2 protein-coding genes and 1 pseudogene are annotated in these 1,591 nt (G+C 75.8%); 1 reads left to right on the top strand and 2 read right to left on the bottom strand.

Annotation, left to right across the window (positions count from 1 at the left end; translation table 11 throughout):
- Window positions 1–917: HAD-IC family P-type ATPase (locus ACFQ87_RS46250; protein WP_380617050.1), on the bottom strand; the 917-nt coding region annotated here is incomplete at its 3' end.
- A 12-nt stretch (window positions 918–929) separates the two neighbouring features.
- The gene (locus ACFQ87_RS46245) at window positions 930–1,169 is read right to left on the bottom strand and encodes a DUF1918 domain-containing protein (RefSeq protein WP_380617049.1); all 240 of its coding nucleotides are present in this window, start codon (window positions 1,167–1,169) and stop codon (window positions 930–932) included.
- Between the two features lie 190 nt (window positions 1,170–1,359).
- On the opposite strand from ACFQ87_RS46245, the pseudogene ACFQ87_RS46240 reads away from it, so the two are divergent.
- Window positions 1,360–1,591: pseudogene (locus tag ACFQ87_RS46240) on the top strand (hypothetical protein); the annotation flags it as partial.

Below are 1,591 nucleotides of genomic sequence, written 5' to 3'. Positions count from 1 at the left end.
GTGGCCAGTACGGTGACCGAGCCGAGCGTCTCGACGGCCGGCAGCCGCCGCACGACGGCGTGGCGGGCCGCCATCCGGCGCGCGCCCAGGGCGAGTGCGAGCGTGACGACGGTCGGCAGCGACTCCGGCACGGCGGCGACCGCCAGGCTGATCGCCGTCACCCCCATCTCGCCGGGTGGCTGGTGGCGGAGCAGGCCGAGGATGAAGACCAGCGCGCACAGCCCGACGGCCACGACGGCCAGCACCCGCCCGAGACCGGCGAGCCGCTGTTGGAGCGGCGTGGGCTCGGGGCGGGGGCGCAGCAGCGCGGCGATCCGGCCGAGCGCGCTGTCGGCACCCGTGGCGGTGACCACGGCGATGGCTCGGCCCCGCAGCACGACCGTGCCCGCGGACACGACGCGGTCCGCCGTCGGCCCGGCCCGCGCGTCCTTGGCCGCCGGGACGGACTCGCCGGTGAGCATCGACTCGTCGACCAGCAGGGCCACGGAATCGACCAGCCGGGCGTCCGCCGGGACGATGTCCCCCTCGGCGAGGGCCACCACGTCCCCTGGCACCACCTCGGCGGCGGGCACCTTCCGCTGGGTACCGTCCCGCAGCACGCGCGCCTTGGGCGAGGTGAGCCGGGACAGCGCCGCGACGGCGCCGTCTGCTCGGACTTCCTGGACGACGCCCACCGTCGTGTTGACCACGACCACCAGCCCGATGACCACCGCGTCCGGATGGTCGCCGATGGCCAGCGTCAGCGCGACTGCGGCGAGTAGCACGGTGATCAGTGGATCGCGCAGCTGGGCGGCGATCCGGGCCCACAGCGGCACCCGGTGGTCGGCGGCGACCTGGTTCGGGCCGTGCGCGGCGAGCAGCCGCGCGGCCTCGGCGGTGGTCAGCCCGCGGGCCAGGGCGTGGGTGGTGATGGTCAATGCAGTGGTCCGTCAGTCGGCGAACAGGTGCGGATGGGCCGGGAGGGGCGGGCGGGCGTCCTCGTGACGGTAGTGGTGGATCCGGGCGTCCGGGCCGGGGAAGTACTCGGTCACCCGGTCATTGTCGGACCAGCGCACGTCCCACGGCGGGCTGCCGTCCGGGTGGTGCAGACCGACGACCTCGCCGTCCCTGCGCGCAGCGCCCGGCCGGGTGGCCTGGACGATGATGCGGTCTCCCACGGCGGCTTTCATCCTGTCCTCCCTGGGGGTTCGGGCCGGGGCACGGCCAGCCGTCCGTATCTCTATGGCACCACCGGAGGCCGCACGCGGCAGGGGCCGGACGGTCCCGGGTCCCGAGTCCGTCCGACCCTGGGGCCGCGGTCGCGGCGGCGCAACACTGGCCGTACGGCCCGCAGGGACCTTGGCACCGAGGAGGCGCGCCATGTCCGCCACAGCCACCGCGCACCCGCACCCGGCCTCGCACACGACCCTGCGCCGGCACGTCCGCCGGGCCGCGGGACGGGACCACAACCCGCTCTGCCGTCCGCTGGACCTGGCGTACAGCCGCCTGGTGGCCGGGCTCGCGCTGACTCTCCTCGCCGTGCTCGTCGTCGCGACGGCGGTGACGGTGCTGGTGTTCCGGGCGGAGACGCGGACCGCGCAGCAAGCCGCCC

This window comes from Kitasatospora sp. NPDC056531 (assembly GCF_042794375.1).
Classification (GTDB): domain Bacteria; phylum Actinomycetota; class Actinomycetes; order Streptomycetales; family Streptomycetaceae; genus Kitasatospora.
This window is presented reverse-complemented; position numbering and strand designations above follow the sequence as displayed.

Excerpts from the sequence above, each read along its gene's own strand:
- ACFQ87_RS46245 (WP_380617049.1), bottom strand. The coding sequence starts at position 1,169 with ATGAAAGCCGCCGTGGGAGACCGCATCATCGTCCAGGCCACCCGGCCG.